The 23,852-nt window shown below is 69.3% G+C and carries 22 protein-coding genes and 1 pseudogene; 15 read left to right on the forward strand and 8 right to left on the reverse strand.

The genetic code is table 11. The features are described 5' to 3' along the window. From BME24068_RS13230 to BME24068_RS13245, 4 genes are all read left to right on the forward strand, one after another. Positions 1-933 (forward strand): dihydrodipicolinate synthase family protein, encoded by a 933-nt coding sequence (locus BME24068_RS13230; protein WP_174926341.1) that lies wholly within the window; start codon positions 1-3, stop codon positions 931-933. A 94-nt stretch (positions 934-1,027) separates the two neighbouring features. Then, a complete protein-coding gene (locus BME24068_RS13235; protein ID WP_174926342.1) occupies positions 1,028-2,611 on the forward strand; it encodes an aldehyde dehydrogenase (NADP(+)) in 1,584 nt (527 codons plus the stop codon). Between the two features lie 240 nt (positions 2,612-2,851). Further along, the gene (locus BME24068_RS13240) at positions 2,852-3,985 is read left to right on the forward strand and encodes an extracellular solute-binding protein (RefSeq protein WP_174926343.1); all 1,134 of its coding nucleotides are present in this window, start codon (positions 2,852-2,854) and stop codon (positions 3,983-3,985) included. Then, positions 3,982-5,757, forward strand: a complete 1,776-nt coding sequence (locus BME24068_RS13245; protein WP_174926344.1) for a diguanylate cyclase domain-containing protein — start codon at positions 3,982-3,984, stop codon at positions 5,755-5,757. Before BME24068_RS13240 ends, BME24068_RS13245 begins: the two co-directional genes overlap by 4 nt. Before the next feature lie 122 nt (positions 5,758-5,879). On the opposite strand, the gene BME24068_RS13250 is transcribed toward BME24068_RS13245, so the two are convergent. From BME24068_RS13250 to BME24068_RS13260, 3 genes are all read right to left on the reverse strand, one after another. Beyond that, a complete protein-coding gene (locus BME24068_RS13250; RefSeq protein ID WP_174926345.1) occupies positions 5,880-6,179 on the reverse strand; it encodes a DUF4148 domain-containing protein in 300 nt (99 codons plus the stop codon). Positions 6,180-6,451: 272 nt separating this feature from the next. Then, positions 6,452-6,712 carry a hypothetical protein gene (locus BME24068_RS13255; protein WP_006760082.1) on the reverse strand — a complete coding sequence of 87 codons (261 nt, stop codon included), beginning with the start codon at positions 6,710-6,712 and terminating at the stop codon, positions 6,452-6,454. Positions 6,713-7,126: 414 nt separating this feature from the next. Then, positions 7,127-7,975, reverse strand: a complete 849-nt coding sequence (locus BME24068_RS13260) for a sulfite exporter TauE/SafE family protein (RefSeq protein WP_174926346.1) — start codon at positions 7,973-7,975, stop codon at positions 7,127-7,129. Between the two features lie 325 nt (positions 7,976-8,300). Here BME24068_RS13260 and BME24068_RS13265 point away from each other — a divergent pair, with 325 nt between their 5' ends. Both BME24068_RS13265 and BME24068_RS13270 read left to right on the forward strand, forming a co-directional pair. After that, entirely contained in the window at positions 8,301-9,197 is an 897-nt protein-coding gene (locus BME24068_RS13265; protein WP_174926347.1) for a LysR family transcriptional regulator, read from the forward strand. A 130-nt stretch (positions 9,198-9,327) separates the two neighbouring features. Continuing rightward, positions 9,328-9,960 (forward strand): LysE family translocator, encoded by a 633-nt coding sequence (locus BME24068_RS13270; protein ID WP_174926348.1) that lies wholly within the window; start codon positions 9,328-9,330, stop codon positions 9,958-9,960. Positions 9,961-10,033: 73 nt separating this feature from the next. Here the strand turns inward: BME24068_RS13270 and BME24068_RS13275 are convergent, their stop codons facing one another. Continuing rightward, on the reverse strand, positions 10,034-11,719 hold the full coding sequence (locus tag BME24068_RS13275; protein ID WP_174926349.1) for a purple acid phosphatase family protein: 1,686 nt from the start codon (positions 11,717-11,719) through the stop codon (positions 10,034-10,036). Positions 11,720-12,002: 283 nt separating this feature from the next. Between BME24068_RS13275 and BME24068_RS13280 the strand changes: the two genes are divergently transcribed. The 4 genes from BME24068_RS13280 to BME24068_RS13295 all read left to right on the forward strand — a co-directional run bounded on the left by BME24068_RS13280 (position 12,003) and on the right by BME24068_RS13295 (position 14,223). After that, positions 12,003-12,302, forward strand: a complete 300-nt coding sequence (locus BME24068_RS13280) for a YXWGXW repeat-containing protein (RefSeq protein ID WP_174926350.1) — start codon at positions 12,003-12,005, stop codon at positions 12,300-12,302. A gap of 240 nt (positions 12,303-12,542) precedes the next feature. Beyond that, a complete protein-coding gene (locus BME24068_RS13285) occupies positions 12,543-13,307 on the forward strand; it encodes an RNA polymerase sigma factor (RefSeq protein ID WP_174926351.1) in 765 nt (254 codons plus the stop codon). Beyond that, positions 13,304-13,723, forward strand: a complete 420-nt coding sequence (locus BME24068_RS13290) for a hypothetical protein (RefSeq protein WP_174926352.1) — start codon at positions 13,304-13,306, stop codon at positions 13,721-13,723. The genes BME24068_RS13285 and BME24068_RS13290 overlap by 4 nt, the downstream gene beginning before the upstream one ends. After that, on the forward strand, positions 13,720-14,223 hold the full coding sequence (locus BME24068_RS13295) for a periplasmic heavy metal sensor (protein ID WP_096499629.1): 504 nt from the start codon (positions 13,720-13,722) through the stop codon (positions 14,221-14,223). The genes BME24068_RS13290 and BME24068_RS13295 overlap by 4 nt, the downstream gene beginning before the upstream one ends. A 141-nt stretch (positions 14,224-14,364) precedes the next feature. On the opposite strand, the gene BME24068_RS13300 is transcribed toward BME24068_RS13295, so the two are convergent. Further along, positions 14,365-15,120: an alpha/beta hydrolase gene (locus BME24068_RS13300; RefSeq protein WP_174926353.1), complete on the reverse strand. Its 756-nt coding sequence runs from the start codon at positions 15,118-15,120 to the stop codon at positions 14,365-14,367. Positions 15,121-15,703: 583 nt separating this feature from the next. Between BME24068_RS13300 and BME24068_RS13305 the strand changes: the two genes are divergently transcribed. The 3 genes from BME24068_RS13305 to BME24068_RS13315 all read left to right on the forward strand — a co-directional run bounded on the left by BME24068_RS13305 (position 15,704) and on the right by BME24068_RS13315 (position 18,557). After that, positions 15,704-17,098: a DUF1800 domain-containing protein gene (locus BME24068_RS13305; RefSeq protein ID WP_174926354.1), complete on the forward strand. Its 1,395-nt coding sequence runs from the start codon at positions 15,704-15,706 to the stop codon at positions 17,096-17,098. Between the two features lie 2 nt (positions 17,099-17,100). Then, positions 17,101-18,273 carry a DUF1501 domain-containing protein gene (locus BME24068_RS13310; protein ID WP_420887575.1) on the forward strand — a complete coding sequence of 391 codons (1,173 nt, stop codon included), beginning with the start codon at positions 17,101-17,103 and terminating at the stop codon, positions 18,271-18,273. Between the two features lie 65 nt (positions 18,274-18,338). Beyond that, a complete protein-coding gene (locus BME24068_RS13315) occupies positions 18,339-18,557 on the forward strand; it encodes a YXWGXW repeat-containing protein (protein ID WP_096499621.1) in 219 nt (72 codons plus the stop codon). 86 nt (positions 18,558-18,643) lie between these two features. Here BME24068_RS13315 and BME24068_RS13320 read toward each other — a convergent pair whose 3' ends face one another. Further along, a complete protein-coding gene (locus BME24068_RS13320) occupies positions 18,644-19,837 on the reverse strand; it encodes a tyrosine-type recombinase/integrase (protein ID WP_096499974.1) in 1,194 nt (397 codons plus the stop codon). A 467-nt stretch (positions 19,838-20,304) separates the two neighbouring features. Here BME24068_RS13320 and BME24068_RS13325 point away from each other — a divergent pair. After that, positions 20,305-20,703 (forward strand): annotated as a pseudogene (locus BME24068_RS13325) (DUF4377 domain-containing protein). Positions 20,704-20,736: 33 nt separating this feature from the next. Here the strand turns inward: BME24068_RS13325 and BME24068_RS13330 are convergent. Continuing rightward, a complete protein-coding gene (locus BME24068_RS13330) occupies positions 20,737-22,125 on the reverse strand; it encodes a DHA2 family efflux MFS transporter permease subunit (RefSeq protein WP_096499617.1) in 1,389 nt (462 codons plus the stop codon). A gap of 161 nt (positions 22,126-22,286) precedes the next feature. On the opposite strand from BME24068_RS13330, the gene BME24068_RS13335 reads away from it, so the two are divergent. Beyond that, on the forward strand, positions 22,287-23,147 hold the full coding sequence (locus BME24068_RS13335; protein WP_174926356.1) for a LysR family transcriptional regulator: 861 nt from the start codon (positions 22,287-22,289) through the stop codon (positions 23,145-23,147). Between the two features lie 117 nt (positions 23,148-23,264). Here the strand turns inward: BME24068_RS13335 and BME24068_RS13340 are convergent, their stop codons facing one another. Then, the gene (locus tag BME24068_RS13340; protein ID WP_166952130.1) at positions 23,265-23,615 is read right to left on the reverse strand and encodes a VOC family protein; all 351 of its coding nucleotides are present in this window, start codon (positions 23,613-23,615) and stop codon (positions 23,265-23,267) included. Positions 23,616-23,852 lie beyond the last annotated feature (237 nt).

The following is a 23,852-nucleotide window of genomic DNA, read 5'->3' on the forward strand; positions in this document are numbered from 1 at the left end:
ATGCAATCGAGTCTTTCAGCCGCCGGCTATCGCGGCGTGTTTCCGGTCGTCCCGACGATCTTCGCGGACGACGGCCGCCTCGACCTCGACGGGCAGCGCCGCTGCGTCGATTTCATGATCGACGCGGGCTCGGACGGCCTGTGCGTGCTCGCGAATTTCTCCGAGCAGTTCTCGCTGGCCGACGACGAGCGCGACGCGGTGATGCACTGCGTGCTGGAGCACGTGGCGGGCCGGGTGCCCGTGATCGTCACGACGTCGCATTTCGGCACGACCGTCTGCGCGCAGCGCAGCCGCCGCGCGCAGGACGCCGGAGCCGCGATGGTGATGGTGATGCCGCCTTATCACGGTGCGACGTTCCGCGCGAGCGAGACGGCGATCGTCGAGTTCTTCCGCGCCGTGTCCGATGCGATCGACATCCCGATCATGATCCAGGACGCGCCGGCGAGCGGCACGCACCTGTCCGCCGCGCTGCTCGCGCGGATGGCCATCGAGATTCCGAACGTGTCGTACTTCAAGATCGAGGTGCCGCAGGCGGCCGCGAAGCTGCGCGAACTGATCGCGCTCGGCGGCGACGCGATCGTGGGGCCCTGGGACGGCGAAGAGGCGATCACGCTGATGGCCGATCTGGAGGCCGGCGCGACGGGGGCGATGACGGGCGGCGCCTATCCCGACGGCATTCGCGCGATCCTCGACGCATGGGTGGCCGGCGACGCCGCCGAAGCGGAGCGGCGGTACCAGCGCTGGCTGCCGCTGATCAATCACGAGAACCGGCAGGGCGGCATCGCGACCGCGAAGGCGCTGATGAAGGCGGGCGGCGTGATCGCGTCGGACGCCGTGCGCCATCCGCTGCCGGCGATGCATCCGGCCACGCGCGACAGCCTGTTGCGCATCGCGCGGCCGCTCGACCCGCTCGTGCTGCGCTGGGGCCGTTGAGGCAGCCGCGCCTACCGACGCTGCCCGACGGCCGGCATGCCGGCGCGGCACGCTTGATCGATTCAACGATTCAATGATTCACCGAGGACGATTCATGCATATTTCCGGCGCTTCCCTGATCGGCCGGCGCGACGTTGCCGGCGCGGCCGGGTTCCAGGCGATCGATCCGGCCACCGGCGCCGCGCTCGATCCCGTGTTCGGCCGCGCGTCGGCGCAGGACGTCGACGCGGCGTGCACGCTGGCGGCGCAAGCGTTCGACGACTATCGCAACCGGCCGCTCGATGCGCGCGCAACCTTGCTCGACACCATCGCCGACCGTCTGCTGGCGCTCGGCGACACGCTGATCGCGCGCTGTGTCGCGGAAAGCGGCTTGCCGCGCGCGCGGGTCGAAGGCGAGCGCGCGCGCACGGTCGCGCAACTGCGGATGTTCGCGCAGGTCGTGCGGGACGGCGCGTTTCTCGGCGCGCGCATCGATCCCGCGCAACCCGGACGTCAGCCGTCGCCGCGCGCGGATCTGCGTCTGCAGAACGTCGCGCTCGGCCCGGTCGCCGTGTTCGGCGCGAGCAATTTCCCGCTGGCTTTTTCGGTGGCGGGTGGCGACACCGCGTCGGCGCTCGCGGCCGGCTGCCCCGTGGTGGTGAAGGCGCATCCCGCGCATCCCGGCACGTCGGCGCTGGCGGGGCACGCGATCCGGGAGGCGGTCGACGCATGCGGGATGCCGGACGGTACGTTCTCGCTGCTGTTCGACGATGGTCACGACGTCGGCACGGCGCTCGTGCGTCATCCGCGGATCCAGGCGGTGGGGTTCACGGGGTCGCGTGCGGGCGGTGTCGCGCTGATGACGCTGGCCGCCGCGCGCCCGCAGCCGATTCCCGTGTACGCGGAGATGAGCAGCGTGAATCCGGTGCTGCTGTTTCCGCATGCGCTCGACGCGCGCGCGGAAGCGATCGGCCGCGCGTTCGCCGCGTCGCTGACGCTCGGCACCGGCCAGTTCTGCACGAATCCGGGGCTGATTCTGGGCGTCGACGGCCCGGCGCTGCGGCGCTTCGAGGCGGCCGCCGCCGCCGCGCTGGCCGACCTTCCCGCGACCGCGATGCTGACGCCGGGTATCCATGCCGCATACGATTCGGCGGTCGAGCGGCTCGCGACCCATGCCGCCGTCGAACGGCTGGCGTGTGGCGCGGCGTGCGGCGAGATCCGTCACGCGGGCCGCGCGGCGCTGTTCGCGACGCGGGCGGAGGATTTCGCGCGGCACGCGGCATTGCACGACGAGGTGTTCGGCCCCGCGTCGCTCATCGTGCGCTGCCCGAGTCTCGACGCGATGCACGCGCTCGTCGAACGGCTCGACGGGCAACTGACGGCCGCCCTGCATCTGGACGAGCGCGATCGCGATGCGGCACGCGCATTCATGCCGCTGCTCGAGCGTCGCGCCGGACGGATCCTCGTGAACGGCTTCGGGACGGGCGTCGAGGTCGCGCATGCGATGGTGCATGGCGGGCCGTATCCGGCGACGTCGGACGGCCGCTCCACGTCGGTGGGCAGCGCCGCGATCGGCCGTTTCCTGCGGCCGGTCTGCTACCAGGACGTTCCCGACGGGTTGTTGCCCGACGCGCTGCGCGACGGCAATCCGCTGAACGTGCCGCGGAGCATCGACGGGAGGCTCGGCGTGCGGGCATGACCGGCACGCGTTGCCGGTCGCGCGGCATGCATCCGCGGCCCGGCTGCGCAACGGAGGCTTTCCGCTGACGAATCGAATCGAATCGAATCGATTCGATTCGCTTCAATTCGAATCGATTCAATTCGCGCAACCGGTCACAGTCGCTCGGGGCGTACGTTCGTGCGGCTTGTGCCGATTGCGTACGCGGGCTTTTTATGGTCTCGTTGCACGATCCGCATCGGCTCGAAAAAGGACAGTCGAATGCAGCCGGGGAATACGGACGAAGAGCCATTGGGCAGGGGTGTCGGCGCGCGTCGGCGTGTGCGTCGCGGGTTGCGTCGGCTGCTCGTCGTCGCGGTGCTCGGCGCGTTCTGCGTGCCGGCGGCGGCCGCGTCCGCGGCGTCGGCCGGCATGGCCGCCGACAGCTTGCTGCGCGTGCTTGCATGGCCCGGCTATGCGGACCAGGATGTGGTCGATGCATTCGAGGCGCAATTTCATGTACAGGTGGAAGTGACCTTCGTCGATTCCGACGAAGCGCTCTGGACCCGCATGCACAGCGCGTCTCCGCCGCCGTACGACGTGCTCGCCGCCAACACGGCGGAGATCCAGCGTTATGCGCGCGAAGGCCTGCTCGCGCCGATCGACCTGTCGCGTATCCCGAACCGCCGGCGGCAACTGCCGAATTTTCAGCACGTCGCGGCGATCGGCGGCCTCGTGCACGGCGGCGCGACGTACGGGATTCCGTTCACGTATTCGTCGATGGGCCTCATCTACGATCGCAGGCAGGTGGCGGCCACGCCGCGCTCGATGCTTGAATTGTGGAATCCCCGCTACCGCGGCAGGGTGCTCGACTTCAACAGCGCGCAGCACAACTTCTCGTTTACCGCGCTCGCGCTCGGCTATCCCGACCCGTTTCACCTGTCGCACGCGCAGACGCTGGCCGTCACGCACAAGCTCATCGACCTGCGACGCAACCTGCTCACGTATTACACGCTTCCTGAAGAAGCGACCGAACTGTTCGTCCAGCATCACGCGGCATTGATGTTCGGCAACTACGGCACGCAGCAGGTCGAACTGCTGCGCCGCGCCGGCGTGGACGTCGGCTACGTGGTTCCGGACGAGGGCGCGCTCGCATGGCTCGACTGCTGGGCCGTCACGCGCGGTGCGGCGCGTCGCGAACTCGCGTTCGCGTGGATCAACTACATGCTCGAACCGGCGATCGGCGCGTTGCTGACCGAGCGCCAGGGGCTCGCGAACACGCTCGACCTGCCGCCCGGTCTCGCGATCGGGCATCCGCATCTCGTGTGGATTCAGCCGGTCGAGGACATCGCGCGGCGCGAGTCGCTGTGGAGCCGCATCGTGTCGGGCGATCGTCCGGAGCGCTTCGAAAAATGATCCGGCTCGGGCTCACGTCGAAACTGTCCGTGCTGTTCGCGTGCATCGGCGTGATCGCGTCCGGCACGACCGGCTACTACGCGTATCGCGCGAACCGGACGATGCTCGTGGACGAAGCGCAGCACAGCCTGCTGATGTCGACGCAACTGCTCGGACAGCGCTTCACGACGGCACTGGCCGACGTCGCCGACGATGCGCTCGTGCTCGCGCAGTTGCCGTCGTCGCCGATCGTCGCGCGCGACGAAAACGCGGATCGCGGGCCGCGCACGCGGCTCGAGCAGGTGTATTACAGCTTCATGCGGAATCACCCCGAATACCTGCAGATCCGCCTGATCGCGAGCGAACATTTCGGGCTGGAGCGCATCCGCGTCGATCGCGACACGCACGGGGTCGTCGTGTTGCCCGACAGCGCGTTCCAGGAGAAGGGGCAGTTTTCCTACGTGTTCGATACGCTCGCGACCGCACCCGGTCACATCTACCTGTCGCCGATCGTCATCAATCACGAGACCGGTTCGCATGCGGCCGAAGGGCTGCCGATCCTGCGCGTGGGAACGCCGGTCGTCGATACGTCCGGCCGGATCGTCGGAGCGCTGATCGTCGACGTCGCGTTGTCGCGCATGTTCGATCGGCTCGAACGCGATCTGCCGCACGACTACGTGGTGTATCTCGCGAACGAATGGGGCGATTTCCTCGTGCATCCCGATCCGTCGCAGGCGTTCGGCTTCGATCGCGGGCGGCGCGTGCTGATGCAGGACAGCTTTGCCGTCACGCGCACGCTGTTTACCGGCCCGGATACGCAGGTGACGCTCAACGGCCTCCGGCAGCCCGCCGAGGCGCCGGGCCAGATGTTCGCGTTCGTGCGCACGCCGTTCGGCAAAAACGAGGGCAACCGCTTCGTCGTGCTCGGGATGGCGCGTCCGCTCGCCGATGTGCTGGCGCCGGCCGGGATCCTCGGCGACCGGATCATCCGGATGGTGCTCATCTCCAGCGTGATGGCGGTGATTCTCGCGATCCTGTTCGCGCGCGCGATCACGCGGCCGTTGCAGATGCTCGCGCGCGCCGCGACGCACGTGTTCGACGATCCGGCCGCCGAACGGTTGCCCGTCGCGCGTTCGGACGAGATCGGCGTGCTCGCGCGCTGCTTCGACAGCATGCGCGTCGAGATCCGCACGCAGGTCGCGATGCTGCGCGCGAAGCAGCAGGAACTCACGCATCTCGCCGGCCACGATCCGCTGACGGCGCTGCCCAATCGCCTGCTCTTCATGACGCATCTCGACGCGGCGATCCGGCATGCGGCCGCGGTGCGGCAAGGGCTGGCCGTGATGTTCGTCGACCTCGACCGCTTCAAGCAGATCAACGATCAGCACGGACACGCGGCCGGCGACCGGACGCTCGTTGCCGTGGCGAAGCGGCTGAGCCAGGTGCTGCGCAGCGGCGACATGGCCGCGCGGCTTGGCGGCGACGAGTTCATCGTGCTGATTTCCGACTTGCGCTCGTCGGCGGCGATCGGCGATATCGCGTCGCGCATCCAGTTCGTGATGGCCGAGGAGTTCGAGTTCGGCGACAGGCGCGTGGCCGTCGGCGCGAGCATCGGCGTCAGCGAGTATCCGGCCGACGGCGCGTCGGCCGAGGAACTGCTCGTCAAGGCCGATGCGGCGATGTACGCGGCGAAGGCATCCGCGCAGCGCGCGTGCGTGCGCTATCAGGAACTGTTGAGCGGCGCGCTCGGCACCGAACCGGACGGCCGCATTGCGTCGGGCGGCACCGGTTGATGGCTGACGGCTGACGGTTTGCGGGTGTGCTGGCTCGCGGTGTAAACGCAACGAGCCCGTCGCGGGACGGGCTCGTTGTAGCGCTTGGCGCGAACCGCGCGACGCGCGCGGCGGCGGCAGGCTTAGTGGCCGAAGTAGACCGAGTCGCGTGCGTTATGCACCTTGACGGCAGGTGCGCCGCCCTGGACGACCGGGGCCGCTTGTGCGCCGTAGCCGGTGGCGTCCGCGCCATGCACGCGGTCTTGCGCGGCCTGGATGTCGGCCGGGTAGTACGGGCTCGACTGGCTCGGCTTGTAGCCGGCGTTTTCGAGCTGGACGAGTTCGTTGCGCACCTGGGCGCGGGTCACGGTGCTTTGAGCGAATGCGCCGAACGAGGCGGACAGGGCGACAGCGGCGACGACTGCGGAAACGAGCGATTTCATGATGACCTCCGATGTTTTATTGACTTCGCCGTCGACACCATGTCGTAAGCGATTGATTACATCGTAGGCTTCGGTGGATCTAGGGTAAACGTGTATTCCAGCGAAAGATCATTGCAGGCGAGGCAATAATATCGGGATAAGGTCGGTCTGGCCCCAATCGATATTGCGGGATCTGCAAGTGAAGGGCGGGAAGACGGCGATCCGCCGTGCGCGGGCGGGCGCCCGGCGGCGGGGCGCCGGTAGACGGCGCGGGACCGGGGCCGGGCGCGGGATCAGACGCCGTCGGCGTCGTCGATTTCCTTGCGCTCGCGGCGTTCCTCGTTGCCGCGGCGCGCGCGCAGGCGCTGGCGCGACAGGACCGCGATCACCTGCTGGGTCGGCGCGCCGGACGGCAATTCGTTGCGGATGCGATCGGGCACCATCGGCAGGCCCGCACGCTGTCGGCGCAGTGCCTTCGCGATCGCACGGCGGCATTCGTCCCCGTGGCAATCCCATTCATCGCGGATTCTCTGGCAATAACGGCATTGTTCCATCCGGACAGTCTAACGCGTCTTGAGGAATGGGGCGGCGCGCGACGGCGGAGGGGAAGGAATGACAGGGGCCGCGCGCAAGGGAGGCGCGCCGGCGAGCGTCGCGCCGATGCGGGCGTCAGGGCGAAAACTTCGTCATGCTCACGTTACTTGAGCGACCAGATCCCCCAGACGGCAATCAGCAAACCGACACCGAACCCGCAGCCCAGCAACACCCATGTTTCCATTTCGCGCCTTTGAAGAACGTGCCGTCGCCGACGGGCTGTCGGCCGGCAAGCAGCAATGTCGATACCGGACGCCGGCCCGTTCTCGTGGAGTCGGGCGCGGTGCGCCAGGTTCGCGAATACTACGCTTCGCAGCTTTCAGAACGCATGCGCGATTGCTTGCAGCCGGGGAGCCGGGCCGGCGTCGCCGGCGTCATTTCTTGCCGGCGTGCCCGTTGTCCATCTGCGCGACGGGCGGTGCCGCGTGCCGGAAGATGCCGGACTTCCAGATCATCTGCGACGCGGCGACGAGCACGAACAGCAGCACGACGGTCCGGAAGATGCGCGGCGACATCCGGTCCCGCAGCGGGCGAACGAGCCACATGCCGGCGATGGCCGGCAGGCTGGCCATCGCGGAAACCGCGAGGTCGGCGGCGCTCGCGTGCGTGGCGCCGCCGAACGTCGTGATCAGCGTGACGATCGACACCACGAGGATGATCGCGATCTGCTTCGTGAAGGCCCGGCCGGTCGCGCCGGACGAAATCAGGTAGGTGGCGAGCAGCGGGCCCGGCACCGACGCGATGCTCTCCATCAGCGCCGCGCCGAACCCGAGCGCGAATCCGACGGGCTGCTGCCATGCGGACGGCAGGTTGAGTTTCGGCGCGCTCAGCATCAGCGTCGCGGCGACGATCAGCAGCGCGCCCGATGCGGCCTGCGCGTGCCCGGCGTTCAGCGAAAGGAGAATGGCGACCCCGACGACGTTGCCGATCACCGTACCCACGATCGGCGCGGCGATCTTGCGGGCGGTGGCCAGCACTTCGCCGCCTTCGAGCGCTTGCGGGATGTTGCCGAGAATGATCGGCATGGACAGCAGCAGCACCGCATGCCGGATCGGCAGGAACTGGCTGAGGATCGGCATCGCGACGAGCGGCACGCCGATGCCGGTGATCCCCTTGACCATGCCGCCGAGCAGCAGCGCGACGGCGATGCCGGCGAGATCGAGCAATGCAAGCCCATGCAGGCTGGCAACCAGCACACCTTCAGTCAGATCGAGATGAGTCATCGGAAGCAGGTCGAGACTAACCGGCGGCGGGCACGATCGAATGCACCTGCTGCCGGCGCGTGCGGCTCGGCACGCTGTTGTTGTTTGGTTTGGAATCGAACCGGTCGCCCGCCTGCATTGCCCGGCCGCCGGTCCGCACCGGCCGGCCCGCGGCAGACGAGCGCCCCTTCGACAGCCTCGCACGCGGTTCGAGGCTGAATCTTACCCGAGCGCGGCGCGGGGCATCGGCGACCGCTGCATATCGTTGCCGCCGTTCAATACAATTCGATTCATGATGTGCGACCCTAGCATGTGAAAAATACATGCATCGAAACGAGGAGGCGAGATGACGCTTGCGCAGTTGCAGGCACTGGCGGCCGTGGTCGAACTCGGCTCGCTGACGGCGGCGGCCGATCGGCTCAGTCGCAGCCAGTCGGCGATCAGCCACGCGCTGACCGAACTGGAAGCGCTCACCGAGGTCAAGCTGCTGTTGCGCGACCGGCAGCCGGTCGTATTGACCGCGGCGGGTGAACGCCTGTGGCCGTACGTGCAGAACGTCGTGCGCGAAGCGCAGACGCTGCGCCAGCAGTGCAGCCTGTCGCGCGGCAAGCTCGAAGGGCGGCTGGTGGTCGCGTCGCTGCCGAGCGTATCGCTGGCGTTCGTCGTGCCCGCGCTGGAGACGCTGAAAGAGCGGCATCCGGGTGTGACGGCGGTGCTGCTCGAAGGGACGGACGCGGAAGTCGAAGGGTGGATCGACGACGGCACGGCCGACATCGGCGTGGTGGCGGGCACCAAGACGTTCGCGCACAACCTGCCGCTGCTCGACGAGGATTTCGTCGCGGTGGCCGCGCACGACACGTTCGACGGCCGCAAGAGCGTGTCGGCCAAAGTGTTGTCGGCGGCACCGTTCATTTTCTCGAAAGCCGGATGCGGGCCGGTCATCGCGGATTACTTCGCCCGCAACGGTGCGGTGCTGCGAGCCGCATTCAACGTGGTCGAGATGCGGACGATCCTGTCGATGGCGGAGGCGGGAATGGGCGTGTCGATCGTCCCGCGCATCACGTTGAGCTACACGCGATTCGGCGGACGGGTGCTCGAGCTGTCGCCCAGGCTGCGTCGTTCGGTGCGCCTGGCGTGGAATGCGACCGGCAACGCGGTCGCCGATGAATTCGTGAAGCTGGTCGACGCGCAGCGCGCCAAGGCAGGCAGGGCGACCCAGACGCGGGCGAAAAAGAGCAAGTAACGAGGGGCGCAGCGCGATGAAACGCGCTCATGAGGGGCTTGCAATTTATTCATGCTGACCTGTGTTGACATGCAATACATTGTGGACACTCGCCGCTGATTCCATTTCCATTGCCTCGAAGGAGATCGCCGTGCCGGCCTTGCCCACCCTGATTGCATTCGGACTCGTATCGCTCGGCATGGTGCTGACGCCCGGCCCGAACATGGTCTACCTGATCTCGCGCTCGATCTGCCAGGGCCGCCGCGCGGGGCTGGTGTCGCTCGGCGGCGTGGCGTTGGGGTTCGTGTTCTACATGTTCTGCGCAGCGTTCGGCATTACCGCGCTGGTGCTGACCGTGCCGTATGCGTACGACGCGTTGCGCGTTGGCGGTGCGCTGTACCTGTCGTATCTCGCGTGGAATGCGCTCAAGCCGGGTGGCCGCTCGGCGTTCCAGGTCCGGCAATTGCCGCACGACAGCGGTGCGAAACTCTTCGCGATGGGCTTCGTGACGAACCTCGCGAACCCGAAGATCGCGGTGATGTATCTGTCGCTGCTGCCGCAGTTCATTTCACCGGGGCACGGCAGCGTGCTGATGCAATCGCTCGCACTGGGCTGCGTGCAGATCGCGGTCAGCCTCTGCGTCAACGCGTTGATCGCGTGCATGGCCGGTGCGATCGCGGGGTTTCTTGCCGGCCGGCCGGTGTGGGCGCTGGTTCAGCGCTGGCTGATGGGGACGGTGCTGGCCGGACTGGCCGTGCGTATCGCGCTGGAATCGCGAAGCTAGACGAGGGCGCTAGGGTGCCGAGGGAGCCGGTCGCCGCCCGCCACGCCCTCGCGCGCGGCGGGCGACCGGCGCATCAATGCCCGTGCCGTTTCTTGCTCAGTTCGATCGTCTCGAACAGCTCGTATTGCGCGGTCGGTTGCTGATCCGCGCCCGGCGCGTGGTAGTAGCGCATCGTGATCGTCGTCTGGCCGCCCGGCTTGCCCGGATCGTGGTCGAACACGGCAATGCCGTACCCCGTGCCGGTATCGCGGCGCGCGGACCAGATCGCGTCCTCCAACGCATCGGCGCCCTGGCGCACGAACGTGTTTGCAGTGGCGCCCGGCACCGGCCGGTTCGGCTTCGTGAAGATCTTCGCCTGTGCGTAACCTGTCGCCGGATTCTCGCCGTACACGTCGAGCGGCGCGCTGGTGCCGCCGCCGCCGAGGATCAGGTGGATCGTGCCGTGGCTCGTGTCGAACGTCGTGCGCGCCGGATCGGCCGTGCCGACCGGGCGCGGCTGCAGCGTCTCGACGACTTCGCCGGTCGACGCATCGACGCCCGCGCGGTGATTGCAGCCGCGCACCGGGTAGCTGCGCTCGTAGTCGTGATCGTGGCCGCACAGCACGAGATCGACGCCATAGCGATCGAACAGCGGCAGCCATGCCTCGCGGATGCCCTTGTCCGATCCGTTGCCCGTCTTCGACGAACTCAGCGCGTCCTGGTGCATCTGCACGACGATCCAGTCGATGTCGTCGTCGTGCGACGCGTGACGCAGCGTGTGCTCGAGCCAGCGCGTCTGTTCGCCGTTGCTGTAGCCGCGTACGTAGAACGACGTGCCCGGCGCGATCGGCGGGCGGCCGGTGCTCGCGGCCGGCACGAGCGGATCGGGGCCGCCGACGAACGCGGCCGCGTCCTGATACACGACGTCGTCGGCGTCGAGCGAGATGAACAGCACCGAGCTCACGCGGAAGCTGTACCAGCGGCCCGGGAAGCGCGTGCCGTTCTCCGGCAGCGTGTAGCGGGCGAGATACGAGTCGAGGCCTTGCGGGCCGTTGTTGAATTCGATCTCGTGATTGCCGGGGCAGGGCATCCACGGACGATTCGCGGCCGAGGTCTGGTTGTTGTTGCCGAAGTCGCGCCACACCTCGGGCTGATGCGCGGGGTTCAGGTTCGCGTAGCAGAGATCGCCGTTCAGCAGGTGGAACAGCGGCTGGAACTGCTCGACGGCCTGCACCGCGAAGCGGCTTTGCGGCGACGACAGCACCCACGCGCCATTCGGCGTCGCGAGGTCGCCGTAGCTCGTGAAGCGAAACGGCGCGCGGCCGCGCGGCGCGGTCGTGAAGGTCGCGGAGAACGGCTGCGCGGCGTTGCTGTCGTTGTCGGCCGTCAGCTCGTAGCGGTAGCGCGTGTTCGGCTTCAACCCGTGCACGCGGGCGTGATACGTGAACACGGTCTCGCCGTTCAGGCCGTCGGTGTAGAGACGCTGCACGCCGTGCACGGTGTGTGCCGCCTCGCCGTCGGCGACGATGCGCGCGCGCGGATTGACGGCCGGCGCGAGCGACACCCACGAGATCGCGACTTCGGACGTCGGGTCGCTGCCCCACGTCAGGTGAACCTGCTCGGGCGTGCCGTCCGGGTTCGACGCGGCGGCACGGGCGGCCGCAAGCCCGCCCGTGGCGGTGGCGAGGCTCGATACGCCGGCCAGTTTCAGGAAGCCGCGACGCGACACGGAAGCGGCCGGCTCGTTCGGCTCGGCGGAGAAGTTGTCCGGGTTCGACATGATCGTATTCTCGTTGATTGGGACGCGAGATGAGGAACCGCCCGGCCGGCGCGTGCGCGGCCGGGGCGTGGGCCGGAAACGAGCGGGATCCCGGTGGTACGCATTGTCGAAGGGCAGTTTTGCCGGGTTGTGACAGACGGTAAACAACGCATCGCGCGCCTCCATCGGTGCTTTCGGCGCGGCGGACATTTATTTGCCGATGGCGCGACGGATTTCGTCCGCACGCGTCGTTCAAGGACATGAACGGCTGCTTCCGGCCGAGCCCGATGCTTCGGAGTCTTTCATGAAACTTTCCATTTCATTGCGATTTGCTGCCGGCTGCGCGGCGGCGCTGGCGACGTCCGCCGGATTCGCGCAGGCCGTCATCGTCGCGCCGGTCGCACCGCCGCCGGCGCGCGTCGAAGTCGTGCCGGCGCCGCGTGCGGGCTATGCGTGGGATCAAGGTCACTGGCGCTGGCGGCAGGGCCGCTACGTGTGGGCCCCCGGACACTGGCGGACGGTTCGCGCGGGCTATCGCTGGGCGCCCGGACACTGGGCCCCGCGCGGCCCGGGCTGGCGCTGGGTGCCGGGCCACTGGGCGTGATGCCCGCGGTGTCGCGCGGCGTGCGGCGCCGGCGCGGCGGGACTTCATCCAGACGCCATGAGTCGAACCATGCCTTTCCGAACCATCGTGATACTGGCGGCCGCGGCCATCGTGCTGGCCGGCTGCGTCGTGGTGCCGGCGCGTCCGGCCTATTACCGGCCCGCGCCGGTCGTCGTATATTGATCGCGCCGGCCGGCTGCCGCGGGTCGCGGCGTCCGGCGAGCGATCGACCGGATCGGTATGCGGTTCGAGCCGGATGTCGATGAAGCCGACAGCGCCGACATCGGCCGCGGCGCATCACGCGCGGCCGAACCGTCGGCGTGGCGCCCCGCGGTGCCGGCCCGACGCATGCAAGGAGAGCACGACGATGAGCTTCATCCGGACGGCGGGCGCACCCGCCGGCACAGTGCGGCGTATGCGCGGCACGCCGCGGAGCAGCCCGCGTTGAGCGACGGCGATCCGGACGCGGAACTCGTCGCACGGGTCGGCGCGCGCGACGTGTCGGCCGTGCGCGTGCTCGTCGCCCGCAAGCTGCCGCGGCTGCTCGCGCTGGCGACGCGCATGCTCGGCGACCGCACCGAAGCCGAGGACGTTGCGCAGGAAACCTTCCTGCGGATCTGGAATCACGCGCCGCGCTGGCGGGAAGGCGACGCGCGCTTCGACACGTGGCTGCATCGCGTCGTGCTGAACCTCTGCTACGACCGCTTGCGCGGGCGGCGCGAGGAGCCGGTCGACACGCTGCCCGAGGTGCCCGACACGCAACCCGGGCCGGCCGCGCACGCGGAGCGGCGCTCGCGCGACGCGCGCGTGCGTGACGCGCTCGCCGCGTTGCCGCCGAGGCAGCGGGAAGCGCTCGTGCTCCAGTACTATCAGGACATGTCGAACATCGAAGCGGCCAACCTGATGGGCATCACCGTCGATGCGCTGGAAAGCCTGCTCGCGCGCGCGAGGCGCAACCTGCGTGCGCAACTGGCCGGCGATCCACCTAGCGAGGAAAAGCGATGACACCCGAACGATTCCGTACCATCGTCGCCGCGTATGGCTCGGATGCGCGGCGCTGGCCGCAGGACGAACGTGCGGCGGCCGAAGCGTGGGCCCACGCGCATCCGCGCGACGCGCTGGAGGCGCTCGACGATGCGGCCGACCTCGATGCGTGGCTCGCGCAGGACACCGTTGCGCCGCCCGCGCCGGCGCTGGTCGAACGCATCGTCGCGACGGCGCCCGCGCCGCAACGCGCGCGGCGCCGAGGCAATGTGTGGTGGTCGGGCGCGGCGTTCGCGGGCGTCGGGCTGGCCGGTGCGCTGGCGGGCGCGGTGGCCGTGTCGATGCTGATGCTCGGCAGCGCGCCGGTCGCGCAGCACGAACCCGGCTACCTGACGACGACGTTCGGCGGCCCGAGCATCGACGGAGGCGACGAGTGAGCGAACGCGGCTGGAAATACATCCTCGTCGGTTCCGTCGTGCTGAACGTGTTCGTGCTCGGCGCGATCGGCGGCGGAGCGTATCAGTGGTTCTCGACGCATCGCGGCCTGCACGTGGCCGGCATGCCTGCGCAGCACACCGCGCTGCGTTTCGCCGCGGACGAATTGACCGACGCGCGCCAGCGGGAATTTGCCGCGGCGCTGAAGGCGGCGCGCAAGGACGGTCGGGATTTCGCGCGCGAGGGGCGCGACGGCCGGATCACCGTGCTGGATCTGCTGGCCGCGCCGCAGCTCGATCGCGCGGCGATCGATGCCGCGCTCGATCGTACGCGGGCGGCCGACACCGCGTTGCGCGGGCAGGTCGAGCGCAGTGTCGTCGATTTCGCGGCGACGCTGACGCCGGACGAGCGCGCGAAGTTCGTCGACGGGCTGCGACGTAGCGGGAACTGGCGGCTGCCGGCGAAATTGCAGAAGAAGCCGGGCGAAGCGGGGAGCCCGTAAGCAGGGCGACATGCGATCGGGTTCGGCTCGCGTCGTCGATTTCCGATAGCGCATGCGCAGATCGCTGACGGAGAACCTTCACCGGCGAACTTTCGCGCAGCGGCGCCACGAACGTGCAATCGCGTTACGCCTGCGGCACGCTCAACGCGCAAGCATCCACGTCGAGATCGCATCGACGACGCTACCCTCCACGCCATTGAAGCCGTGATAGGCGAACGCCTCGCACGGATCGCCGCGCGACGTGCCGCCCGACACGATCATCAAATCGGCTTTCGGCGACGCGTTCAGTTTCTTCATCAGCGCATCCGTCTCGGACACCGGGCACAACTTGCAGGCGTCCTTTTCATGGTGCACGACGAGGACCGGAATCCTGACGTTCGCGAGATCCATGTTCGTGACCGGGTCGCCGCCTCTGTTGTCGCGGAGAATCGTGGACGTCAGCACGATGCCGTCGGGCCCGCCGCCGCCGGCCAGCGCGATCGCAATGGCCGCGACGGATTGCGTGCCGCGGCTCGTTCCCACGAGCCAGACCGGTACGTGCAACTGCGCCTTCAACCATGCGATCACGGCGCGTGCATCGTCGGCGTGTTCGCGCGAGAGACGAAAGCCGTTGAGGTAGGGCGCGGATTGACGGTCGCTCGGTGCGTCGATGACCGCCACGGCAATGCCGTTATCGACGAACATCGTTCTGGTGCGCACCAGGAAATTGCCTTCTCCCCATCCGAATCTTCCCGACGGGTCCAACTGCAGTCCACCGTGTCCGCCGGCATAGAGAATCGCCGCTATTTTCGGTGTTTGCGGTGCGATGAAGAGAAACCGTTGCGTGACGCCGGGGCGCGTCGGAATGTCGACGACCCTGGGCGCGTTTTGCGTGTGAGCCGCATGACCGTGCAGCATCAACGCGATGGCGAGCAGCCACGCGCACGCCCGGAACGACGGTGCGCGCCGGCACGTCGAGGCATGAAATGGCGCGGAAGGATGAGTCATCGTCGTGGCGGCTGCCGCATTGCGCCGTCGCTGGACGGCGTGCGGCGACGTCTCCTCGTCAGGGGTATGTCGCGACTTCAACGCGATGCGCGGCGTTCAATGCGATTCGACGAACTGAATGATTTCGCGTTGTCGCGCTTCAGGTAGAGATCGTCGCCTTTCGCGCGCGAGGCGTTGCACGAGTACGGGATCCTGCGGCCCTTGCCGACACTCCCGTGACGCGCGGGCGGCACATTCCTTTGAGTCTAGACGGCTTTGCGGGAAGGGCAAGCGGATGAAGGGCGGCGTTTCGGGGGCCGTCGATTGCGGCGTATCCATCAGCTGAATTGCCGGCCGTGCATGGTCCGGCGGATTTTCGTCATCGTTTGAAAGCAAACGGCAGCGCATACGCTCGCGGCACCGCGCCGCGCAATGCAGAAAAAATTCAGCCGCCCGGCGACGGATTTCCCGCCACCGTCCGTTAAACACGGGTACGCATCGCGAGAACCCCGTCATGGACCACCCGAACGACATCTCACCGGCCGCCATCGCGCTGAACCGCTTCGGTCTCGGCGCGCGGGCCGACGAAGCGCCGCCCGCGGATCCGAAGGCGGCGCTGGTCGCCCAATTCGACCGTTACGACGCACGGCCCGCCGCGTGGGCCGGCGAGCCGGACGCGGTGGCGCTCGCGACGCGCTTCGCGGATGCACGCAACGCGATGACGGGCGACGACGCGGCGGCCAGGCGCGCGACCGCGCAGTCGATCCGTCGCGACGGCTACGACGCGTATCGCAGCGCCGTCGCCGCGCGGCTGAACAGTGCGCTGAACACGCCGGCGCCGTTCGTCGAGCGTCTCGTGCATTTCTGGGCGAACCATTTCGCGGTGTCGGTCGACAAGGGGCAGGTCGCCGCATACGCGGGCGCATTCGAGCGCGATGCGATCCGTCCGCATGTGCTCGGCCGCTTCGAGGACATGCTCGTCGCCGTCGAGCAGCATCCCGCGATGCAGTTGTTCCTCGACCAGGCGCGCTCGGTCGGCCCCGACAGCCCGGCCGCGCTGCGCGCCGACGCCCGTAATCCCGCGGCGCGGCGCGGCCTGAACGAAAACCTCGCGCGCGAAATCATGGAGCTGCATACGCTCGGCGTACGCACCGGCTATACGCAGGCGGACGTGACGGAATTCGCACGCGCGCTGACGGGCTGGAGCATCGCGGGCGGACGCGGGCCGCAGCCCGGCGATGCGGCGCCCGGCGCGTTCGTATTCCGCCCGAAGCTGCACGAGCCGGGCGCACGCATGGTGACGGGGCGCAGCTACGACCAGCCGGGCGAAGCGCAGGGCCGCGCGATTCTGGCCGACCTTGCGCATTCACCCGCGACGGGCCGGCATATCGCGTTCCAGCTCGCCCGCCATTTCGTCGCCGACGATCCGCCGCCCGCGCTGACCGACCGGCTCGCCCGTGCATTCGACGCGAGCGGCGGCGACCTGCCGGCCGTCTATCGCGCGCTCGTCGATGCGCCGGACACGTGGGCGCCGGTGAACCGCAAGTTCAAGACGCCGTGGGAGTGGGCCGTGTCGTCGCTGCGCGGGCTCGGCTGGCGCGACACGGGCGACCTGAAGGCCGCGCCGCTGCTCGCGCAACTCGGCCAGCCCGTGTGGCGGCCCGGATCGCCGGCCGGCTACGACGACGTCGCCGCGAGCTGGGCCGCGCCCGATGCGCTGGTGCGCCGTGTCGAAATCGCGCAGCGGCTCGCCGCGCGCACCGGCGACCGGCTCGATCCGCGCACGCTCGGCAAGACGCTGCTGGCCGGCTCGCTGAGTGCACCGACGGCGACCGCGTTGTCGCGCGCCGAAAGCGCGACAACATCGCTCGCGCTGCTGCTCGTGTCGCCCGACTTTCAACGGAGATGAACATGGCCCGACCCGCCCGATCTTTTACCCGTCGTCATTTCCTGAGCGTGGCCGCCGCCGGCGCAGGCGCGTTCCTCGTCGCGCCGCGCATCGTGTTCGCGAACGTCGAAACCGACCGGCGCTTCGTGTTCGTGATCCAGCGCGGCGCGGCCGACGGGCTGAACATCGTCGTGCCGTATGCGGAACCCGCGTATGCGTCGCTGCGCGGCCCGCTCGCGATCGACGCGTCGGCCGCGATACGCGTCGACGGCACGTTCGCGCTGCATCCGTCGCTGGTTCGAACCGCGGAGCTGGTGCGCGACAGGCAGGCGCTGTTCGTCCACGCGATCGCGTCGCCGTATCGCGACCGCTCGCATTTCGACGGACAGAACGTGCTCGAGACGGGCGGGCGTGCGCCGTATCAAGTGAAAGACGGCTGGCTGAACCGGCTGGCCGCGATGTTGCCGAGGACGCGCGACAGCGCGATCGCGTTCGCGCCGACCGTGCCGCTCGCGTTGCGCGGCAGCGTGCAGGCCGCGTCGTATGCGGCGTCCGGCCTGCCGGCCGCGCCGGACGATCTGCTCGCGCGCGTGTCGGCGCTCTACGCGGCCGACGCGCAGCTCGGGCCGCTGTGGCAATCGGCGATGGCCGCGCGCGGCCTCGCGGGCGATGCGCATGCGCGTCAGGATCCGGCCGGCGTCGGCAAGCTCGCGGCGACGTTCCTCGCACGCGATGACGGCCCGCGGATCGCGATGATCGAGACGGGCGGGTGGGACACGCACAGCGCGCAGAACGCGCGGCTCGCGAATCAGCTGAAGGCGCTCGACACGATGCTCGCCGCGTTGCGCGACGGCCTCGGCCCGGCGTGGCAGCAGACGACGGTGCTGGTGGCAACCGAGTTCGGCCGCACGGCCGCCGTGAACGGTACGGACGGCACCGATCACGGGCAGGCGTCGGTCGCGATGCTGGCGGGCGGGGCGGTCGCGGGCGGCCGCGTGATCGCCGACTGGCCCGGCTTGCGGCCGGCCGACCTGTACGAAGGGCGCGACCTGAAGCCGACCGCGTCGCTCGACGCACTGATCGCCGGTGCGGCGGCCGAAAGCCTGCGGCTCGACCCCGACCGTACCGCCGCTGCCTTGTTCGCCGAAAGCGGCACGACGCGGCCGATGACGGGGCTCGTTCATGCCACGGTGTGACGCGCGGCATCCGGGATGCCGGTGCTGGCATCCGCCAACCGATTACACGACAGGGAGAATCGACGATGAAGATCCGATCCATATCGCTCGCCGTCCTGGTGACCGCGAGCGCGACGCTGATGTCCGCATGCGTGGTCGAACCCGCGCGGCCGCCGCAGCCCGCGCCGGTCGCCGAGGTGGCGCCGCCGCCGCCGGCGCCCGGCTATCGCTGGGCGAAGGGGCATTACCGCTGGGCCGGCAACCACTGGGCGTGGGTGCCGGGGCATTGGGTGGGCGTGTATTGAGCGCATGCAACCTGCCGCGCGGGTGACGGCACGGGAGAACGGAAGCGGGCCCGCGTATCGACGCACCGCGCACGGCCAATGACCGGCTACCAGTCGATCCGGTGCTTCCCCTCGGTTTCGCTGTGCCGCCAGTCGTCGTCGGCATGCAGATACTGGCTGGTCGTCGTCAGCGACACGTGCCCGAGGTTGTCGCGCACGAGCCGCAGGTCGACGCGGCCGTCGGCCATGTGCGAGCCCGCGCTGTGGCGCAGCCAGTGCGCGGACGCCTGTTCGAGCACGCGCGCCTGTTCTTCGCCGGCTTCCCCCTGCGCACGCAGCCGGTCGGCGGCGAACCGGAACACCTGCTTCACGATCCGGTGCAGCGCCGCGCGCGTGAGCGGCTTGCGCGTGCGGCCAACCGGCAGCACGAGCGGCGTGGGCTCGCCGTCCGCGGGCAGCGCCGGCAGGCCGTGCGCGCGCCGGTAGCGCGCGAGCTCGGCCATCATCTCGGCCGTGGCCGGCACGAGCCGCTGCCGGCCGCCTTTGCCGGTCACGTCGAGCCACCAGCGATCGCGCCCGTTCGCGTCGCGCCGCGCGAAGAAATGCCCCATCGTCGTGTCGGCGGCTTCGGTGATGCGCAGCCCGCCGAGATACAGCAGCGTGAACACCCAGCGTGCGCGATCCGCATGGAAGGCGGCGCGCGCATCGCCGCGCGGCATCGCGGCGATCGCATCCTTGACCGCCTGCCACAGCGGCGCGCCGAGATGGCGCGTGACGCGCGGCGCCGGCCGTCGTTGCCGCTGCCGCGACAGCGCGAGCGGATTGCCGGCCAGGTAGCCGGCCTGCACGAGCCACGAGAACATCACGTTGAGGATCACCATCGCCTGCCGCTGGCTGGCCGCCGACAGCGGCCCGTAGAACGGCCGCCAGCGCGGGTCGCCGCGCGGATGCTTGCGGCCGCCGTTCGCGCACCACACGTCGGCGGGCGCCGGCGCGAGCAGGAACTGGCGGTACACGACGAGATCCTCGTGCGTGAGCGACGACAGCGGCTTGCTGCACGCGATCACGGCCCACAGCAGCAGGCGCTCGGCTTCCTTCCGATAGTTCTGGAACGTGGCGGGCGTATCGACGAAGCGCGCGAGCCACGCGCGCACCGCGTCGAGATCGTGGGTCGCCGCGATCTGCGGATGCGCGCGCGTCGAGCGGTTCGTGCCCGCGCGTCCGTCGAGCGCGGCCGGCACGGTCAGCATATCGATGGGCAGCGGCCGCAGGGAGGCGCCGGACGGAACGGGTGAGGTCATGCGAAGCGAGGCGAGGCGTGCCGTGTCGCCCGCCAGTGGCCGGGCGGGCGCGGGCGGCGCGACGAAGCGGTCGAGGAAGCGCCGATGGTAATACACGATCACCACACGGTGAAGCCGCCGTCGGCGGCGATCGGGAATGCCGTGCCCGCAATACCGTCTACATCGTCCGTTCCGGCAAGCAGGAAACGGCCGAGGCGATCTGAGACGAGCATCATCGTCTCGAACGCGGCAGGAATCCACGACCTTCAGCCGGCGGAGGATGTCAACATCAGCCCCGCGTGACCGCTTGAGGGCCAGCGCAGGATCAACGTCACGTAGTTCGCGCGGATCTGCACCAGGTCGCGCGTCGGCGGACGGGCGACGTCCTGCGAATGAGGGCGGCGGCGCGCTGTTTGTAAGCTATTTGTGAACTTTCGAGATACGGCGTTCGTCTAATCGCCCCGCCCACGCTTCCACAGGAACATCAGATGAATCGCAAGACCAGAACGCTGCTCGGCGCGGCCGTGATTGCCGGCAGCGCGCTGCTCGCCGGCTGCCAGACCGGCGCGACCGCGACGGACGCGGCGGAAGCGGCGGACGCGCGCGCGGCTCGCCCGGCCGATGGCCGCCCCGTGACGAAAACCGTGTATGTCGCACCGCGGCCGGTGCGCTGCACGGGTGTCGCGCCGATGGACTGCCTGTAGGTGCGCAGCAGCCCGGCCGAGCCGTGGAGCCGGTGGTACGCGGGCATCGAGGGCTTTGCGTACCAGCCCGGCTATCAGTATGTGCTGGAAGTCGACGAATACCGCGTGGCGCAGCCGCCGGCCGACGGCTCGTCGATCCGCTGGGTGCTCAAGCGCGTCGTCGAGCGCCGCCAGGTGAACTGACGGCGCGGCGCGCCCGCTTGCTCGCGGCGCCGCCTACGCCGAAGGGCGCGGCGCGATCGGGCGCGGCGGCGCGGCCGTGTCGATGCGCCGGAACACGAGCGACGACAGCAGCGTGACCGAGCCCATGCACGCGAACGACAGCATGAAGCCGTTCGCCATCGAACCCCAATGCGCGGCGAACAGGTTCACGAGCCCGCCGCCGATCGACACGCCGAGCCCCATCGCGAGCATCTGCATCATCGTGAACAGGCTGTTGCCGCTGCCGGCGTCGGCGTGCGACAGCCCCTTGAGCGTCACGGCGTTCATCGCGGCGAACTGCATCGAGTTCGCGGCGCCGAACACGATCAGCAGCACGATCTCCAGCACCGGCGCGGGCCGCGTCGAAATCAGCGCGAACCCGGCGATCGCGCAGCCGACGATCCCCGTATTCACGACCAGAAACGCCGCATAGCCGAAGCGTCTGGCGAGCGGCGCGATCCAGCGCTTTGCGAGCACGCCGGCGATCGCGGCCGGCAACATCATCATCCCCGACTGCAGCGGCGTATAGCCGAGCTGTACCTGCATCAGCAGCGGCAGCATGAACGGCACCGCGCTCGTGCCGATCCGGCACAGCAGGTTGCCGAGCAATCCCGAACCGAAGTTCGGCTCGCGGAACAGCCCGAGCCGGAACAGCGGCTGCGCGCGGCGGCGTGCATGGGGCAGGTAGGCGAGCGCGCTCGCGACGCCGAGCACGGCCAGCGCGATCGCCCAGCCGGTGCGATGCGCGGGCATCGGCGGATCGGTCGCGAGCGACAGCGCGATCATCGCGACGGACAGCAGCGCACAGCCGACGAAATCGAACGGCGGCGGCTGCGTCGCCTGATCGTGCGGCAGGTAGCGCTGCACCGCGATGAACCCGACCACGCCGACCGGCACGTTGACGATGAACACCCAGTGCCAGGAAATCGCCTGCGTGAGCCAGCCGCCGAGCGTCGGCCCGACGATCGGCCCGAGCTGCCCGGCGATCGACACGAACGCGATCGCCGCGACGTACTGTTCGCCCGGCACGCGGCGCAACACGGCGAGCCGGCCGATCGGCAGCAGCATCGAGCCGCCGATGCCCTGCAGGGCGCGCGCGACGACGAGCTGGCCGAGCGTGTGCGAGGCGGCACAGCCGATCGATGCGAGCGAAAACACGAGGATCGCCAGCGAAAACACGCGGCGCGTGCCGAACCGGTCGGCGAGCCAGCCGGACGCCGGCGTGAGCATGGCCATCGTCAGCGTGTAGACGACCACGATCGGCTGCATCGCGAGCGGCGACGCGTGCAGGCTCTGCGCGATCGACGGCAGCGCGGTGTTGACGATCGTCGTGTCGAGCGACTGCATGAAGAACGCGGCGGCGACGATCCACAGCAGCGCGGCGTGTGAGGGTTCCCGGGGCATGACGTAATTCGAGGTGCGGCGACCGTGGCCGGGGCGGCGCGGCGGGCCCGCGCCGGCGCACGGCCGGTCTACAAGCGCTCGATGGTACCGATTCCGGTGGTTATCGGGAAGCTGCCTCAAGGCATTGACTGTCATCGGAATTGCCGATCACAATGTGCGCCATGCTCAATCCCGTCTGGCTCAAGACCTTCGCCACCGTCACGAACTGCCGCAGCTTCACCGAAGCGGGGCGGCAGCTCGGGCTCAACCAGTCGAGCGTCAGCGAACACGTCCGCCGTCTCGAAGAGAGCGTCGGGCGGCGGCTGTTCGTGCGCGACACCCATTCGATCGCGATGACGGCCGACGGAGAAGCGCTGCTCGTGCATGCGAACGTGATCCTGCAGGCGCTGAACCGCGCGGAATCGCAGTTCCGCAAGCCGCGGCTGCAAGGGCGCGTGCGGCTCGGCGCGTCGGACGATCTCGCGCTGGTCGCGCTGCCCGACGTGCTCGCGGCGTTCCGCGCCGCGCACCCGGACGTCGCGCTGGAGATCACCACCGGCATGACGAGCCGGCTCTACGAACTGATGGATGCGGGCGCGCTCGACCTGATGGTCGGCAAGCGGCGGCTCGGCGAGCGGCGCGGCACGCCGCTGCTGCGCGCGCGGCTCGAATGGGTCGCGCGCCCGGGCACGGTGGTCGACCTGGAGCGGCCGCTGCCGCTCGTGCTGGTGGCCGAGCCGAGCGTCACGCGCGCGGTGGTGCTGAACGCGCTCGCGGAGAAGGGGATCGGCTGGGAAGTCGTGTGTTCGAGCAGCAGCCAGCCGGGCTGCATCGCGGCCGCGCGGGCCGGGCTCGGGCTCACCGCGACGTCGCAGTACCTGTCGGCGCGCGGGCTGGCGCCGCCCGTCAACGGCGACGGGCTGCCCGCGCTGCCCGACGTCGAATTCATCGCGCTCGCCGCGAAGCGGCTCAGCCAGCCGGCCGGCACGCTGCTCGAACTGCTGGAAACCAGCGACCTGCGCGCACCGGGCGCGGCCGCGTAATGGGGGGAGGTGTCATGCGGGTCGTGAACGCGATGCCCGTCGATACCTGATGCACGGCGTCCGCGCGGTGTGCGGCCAGCGTTTTGCCGGCAGGGCCATGCGCCATGCGTTGCCGCGTCACGCGGCGCGTTTCTGCGAAATCACCAGCAGCGCGCCGTTCTTGTCCTCCAGCACCGCGCGGAATTCGTGCGGCCCCGCCTGCACCGGCACGCGCACCGATGCGCCGGCCTTCACGACCCGCGCCATCGCCGCATAGAGATCGTCGTCCTCGTCCACCCGTAGCGTGAGCGCCGCGCGTTCGACGATCTGCTCGTCGCCGGCCACCAGCGCGATCGTCAGCGGGCCGCCGTCGAGCGCGCAATAGCGGTCGCCGTCGCGGAACTTCACGTTCAGGCCCAGTCCGTCGACGAACAGCGGCAAGGCCGTGTCGATGTCGTCGACCGGATACAGCAGCATCGATACCTTCATTTCCTCTCTCCCGTGTCGTGATGTGTGCGGCGCGCACGGCATCGTCGCTCGATCCTAGCGCGCGGCGCCAGCCGCGACGCAGTCCGATCGGATGACGGTGAAACCCCTCTGTCCGCGCATGCGCACCGTTACTCCAAACAGACGATGCCCGTGCGGGCCCGCGCGCCGACACTCCCATTCGTGGACCGTCGCTATTCGTCCGTATCGTGCGGGCGGCTGCACGACCCCGACTCGTCC

It is taken from the genome of Burkholderia anthina (genome assembly GCF_902498995.1).
GTDB lineage: Bacteria > Pseudomonadota > Gammaproteobacteria > Burkholderiales > Burkholderiaceae > Burkholderia > Burkholderia anthina.